The organism is Enterococcus camelliae (assembly GCF_042685105.1).
Taxonomy (GTDB): Bacteria; Bacillota; Bacilli; order Lactobacillales; family Enterococcaceae; genus Enterococcus_G; species Enterococcus_G camelliae.
Window position 1 is genome coordinate 35417 of record NZ_JBHUMO010000059.1, and the last position, 502, is coordinate 35918.

The 502-nt window shown below is 43.0% G+C and carries 1 protein-coding gene; it reads left to right on the forward strand.

Annotation, left to right across the window (positions count from 1 at the left end; translation table 11 throughout):
- A partial coding sequence (locus ACFSR0_RS10295; RefSeq protein WP_379982495.1) for an IS30 family transposase occupies window positions 1-376 on the forward strand: 376 nt, incomplete at its 5' end.
- Window positions 377-502: the final 126 nt, after the last annotated feature.

The following is a 502-nucleotide window of genomic DNA, read 5'->3' on the forward strand; positions in this document are numbered from 1 at the left end:
GGTTTGGGGGAAAAGCGCCGCATTGGTTCAAAAAGGCGTACTTGATTTAATGAAAAAACAAGGACTAGAACAGTTCAAAACACTAACCACGGATAACGGATCTGAATTTTCCACGCTATCTCTTATCGAAAAAAGCTCCTCGGGTGTTCAGGTATTCTTTACCCATGCGTATGCCTCTTGGGAAAAAGGCACAAATGAAAGACATAATCGTATGCTCCGGGAATTTATCCCGAAGGGTGTCACTCTGAGTCCCTTGTCCTACTCACACTTACACGCAATAACCGATACAATCAACAACAGACCAAGAAAAATAATGGGCTACGCAACACCTGCAGAACGACTTCAGGAAGAACTGACAAAATTAAAAACCGCTTAAGGTGGTTCGTTGGCTCCGTAGGATAAAAGAATAGATTGACTGAGTCAAGAGCCGCTTCGCTTCTTCTCTTGACCCAACCAACCGATTCTTTTGAATCAGAACCACCAACAATCCACCAAAAAAATG